The organism is Trebonia sp. (genome assembly GCF_049794275.1).
In the GTDB taxonomy this organism is placed as follows: domain Bacteria; phylum Actinomycetota; class Actinomycetes; order Streptosporangiales; family Streptosporangiaceae; genus Trebonia.
This window is the reverse complement of the sequence record NZ_JBARCR010000483.1, coordinates 1-2,499: the sequence shown is the minus strand read 5'-3', so window position 1 is coordinate 2,499 and position 2,499 is coordinate 1. Positions and strand designations below refer to the sequence as shown.

Genomic DNA, 2,499 nt, shown 5'->3' with positions numbered 1-2,499 from the left:
CGCCACCGCTGACAGCGGCACCGTCCGCGCCGGCCCCGGCGACGTCCGCGAGCGGCGCCGCGGGCCCCGCGCCTGACTGGCCGATGTACCACGGCGATCCCGCGCACGACGGCGTGTCGCAGGCCATGCCAGACGTGAGCGGCGCACTGAAGGTCATCAAGACAGTCAAGCTGGACGGCGCCGTGTACGCGTCGCCGATCGCGGTCGACGGCGTGATGGTGGTAGCAACCGAGAACGACTCGGTCTACGGCTTCGACGCGCGAGGCAACCAGCTCTGGCACGTTAGCGTCAGTACCCCGTCACCCGCCTACGAGCGGCCGTGCGGCAACATCGACCCGCTGGGCATCACCGGCACTCCGGTCTACAGCGCGCAGACCGGAGAGGTGTATCTCGCCGCGGAGCACGGCCGGACGGTCGGGCACGACCTGATCGCGCTGGACCTGCACACAGGCAAGGTCCGCTGGCGCAAGGACATCGACCTGCCGGGGCCGACGCCGGCGGCGATGCAGCAGCGCGGGGCGCTGGCTATCTCCGGCGGGCGGGTCTGGGTGTCGTTCGGCGCCGAGTTCGGCGACTGTTCCAACTACAAGGGCCGCGTCGTAGGCGTCCGGCTCGACGGCACCGGGGACCCGGTCATGTTCGACCCGTCCACCAGACGGCAGGGCGGCATCTGGAATCCGGCCGGGCCGACAGTGGACGCCGCCGGGCACCTCTACGTCGTCTCCGCGAACGGGTCGAGCTTCCCCGGGGCCGCCTATGACCACACCAACTCGGTGCTCGAACTGAGCTCGTCGGGTAAGCTGCTCGACTCGTTCGCGCCCTCCGACTGGGCGCAGAACACCGAGGGTGACGTTGGCCTCGGATCGCAGGGAGTGGCCCTGGTCGGCGCGAAGTGGGCGCTGCTCGGCGGCAAGTCGGGGCCGGTGTACGTGCTGCGGCAGGGGCATCTCGGCGGTATCGGCGGGCAGGTCTCGGCGACGGACGTGTGCCTCCCCTACGGCGGTGCCGCGGTCGACGGCAGCGTCGTCTACCTGCCATGCACGGACGGCTTGCGCGCGGTGCGCGTCGACTCCGCGGGGCACCTGCACGTGCTCTGGCACGCGTCCGGCCAGATCGCCGGCTCGCCCGTAGTCGGCGGGGGTCGCGTCTGGGCGCTCGACCAGTCCGGTGGAGTGCTGCACGCCCTCGACCCGGCGACCGGGCAGACGCTTCAGCAGGTATCCGTCGGCGAGACCAGCCGCTTCGCCACACCGGCGATCTACGGCAGCCTGGTGCTCGTCCCCACCCTCACCGGCATGGCCTACGTCCGGACCTCCTGAGTCCGTTTAACCGCCTGACCAACGGCGCTCACGCCGCCCGGCCGGTGACCCGCCAGTAGTAGCCGCTCGGGTCGAGCAGCCGGAAGTCGCGCAGTCCCCACGGCCGGCCGGCGAGGTCCTCGGCCAGCGGCCACCCGGTCGCGGTCACGCGAGCGTACTCCTCGTCGAGGTCGTCGACCTCGAGCACCAGCTCGACCCCGGTCACGGGGCGCCGCTGGCCGCGGTCGGGAACCTCTGGCCGGGCGGCGGCGCCCACCAGCACCGTGTCCCGCGCCAGCGCGACGTATGTCGACGGCTGGTCTCGCTCATCGCGGACCAGCTCGAAGCCGAGCACGGAGACGTAGAAGGCCACCGTGGCGTCCAGGTCCGCGGGAAAGATCTCGCAGCGCAGCGCGGCGGGCATGACAGCCCGTTCAGGCGAGGGAGAGGAAGAGCCGCTCCAGCTGCGCGCGGTCGGCGTCGGCCGTGCCGTTGGTGTCGGCCAGGCACTGCCGCAGGCCGTCCGCGATGATCTTGAACCCCGCCCGGTCGAGCGCCCGGGACGCCGCCGAGAGCTGCGTCACCACGTCCGCGCAGTCGCGGCCGTCCTCGATCATCTTGATCACGCCGCCGATCTGGCCCTGGGCCCGCCGGAGCCGCCGGATCACGCTAGCCATCGTCTCGCTATCCAGGTCCATCTCGGCTCCCCGGGTCAGGTTTTGCAGCAACCTGAACTATACCCGCCGGGGTATAGGCTGAGCCCCGCGGCTCACTGGCCTGCGGCCGTCTCCTGCTGCGCTATCTTGTCGCGGACCTCGTCCATGTCGAGGTCCCTGACCGCCTGGACGAGCTGCTCGAGCGCGGCCGCGGGCAGCGCGCCGGGCTGGGAGAACACCAGGATTCCATCGCGGAAGGCCATCAGCGTCGGGATCGAGGTGATCCGCGCGGCCCCGGCCAGCGCGGGCTGGTCCTCGGTGTCGACCTTGGCGAACGTGATGTCCTCATGCGTGTCGCTTGCGGCGTCGAAGACCGGCGCGAACATCCGGCACGGCCCGCACCAGGACGCCCACCAGTCGACCAGCGTTATCCCCGGCTGGATGACCGTGTCCTCGAAGGTGTCCTCAGTCAGCGCGACGGTACTCATCTTTCACCCCTCTGGCTTCGCGGTACCGAACAATACCCATGGGGGTATAACACGCGG

At 70.9% G+C, this 2,499-nt stretch carries 4 protein-coding genes; 1 reads left to right on the top strand and 3 read right to left on the bottom strand.

Going from position 1 to position 2,499, the window contains the following annotated elements; translation table 11 throughout:
- On the top strand, positions 1-1,319 hold a 1,319-nt coding region (locus tag WA805_RS13235; RefSeq protein ID WP_425242475.1), incomplete at its 5' end, for a PQQ-binding-like beta-propeller repeat protein.
- A gap of 28 nt (positions 1,320-1,347) precedes the next feature.
- On the opposite strand, the gene WA805_RS13230 is transcribed toward WA805_RS13235, so the two are convergent.
- The 3 genes from WA805_RS13230 to trxA form a co-directional block, all read right to left on the bottom strand.
- Entirely contained in the window at positions 1,348-1,722 is a 375-nt protein-coding gene (locus WA805_RS13230) for a VOC family protein (RefSeq protein ID WP_422276018.1), read from the bottom strand.
- Positions 1,723-1,732: 10 nt separating this feature from the next.
- A complete protein-coding gene (locus WA805_RS13225) occupies positions 1,733-1,996 on the bottom strand; it encodes a metal-sensitive transcriptional regulator (protein ID WP_422276016.1) in 264 nt (87 codons plus the stop codon).
- Between the two features lie 71 nt (positions 1,997-2,067).
- Positions 2,068-2,442 (bottom strand): thioredoxin, encoded by a 375-nt coding sequence (gene trxA, locus WA805_RS13220; RefSeq protein ID WP_422326724.1) that lies wholly within the window; start codon positions 2,440-2,442, stop codon positions 2,068-2,070.
- Positions 2,443-2,499 lie beyond the last annotated feature (57 nt).

Bases quoted from the DNA above. Each gene is read 5' to 3' on its own strand.
- WA805_RS13230 (WP_422276018.1), bottom strand. From the start codon at position 1,722: ATGCCCGCCGCGCTGCGCTGCGAGATCTTTCCCGCGGACCTGGACGCC.
- WA805_RS13225 (WP_422276016.1), bottom strand. From the start codon at position 1,996: ATGGACCTGGATAGCGAGACGATGGCTAGCGTGATCCGGCGGCTCCGG.
- trxA (WP_422326724.1), bottom strand. From the start codon at position 2,442: ATGAGTACCGTCGCGCTGACTGAGGACACCTTCGAGGACACGGTCATC.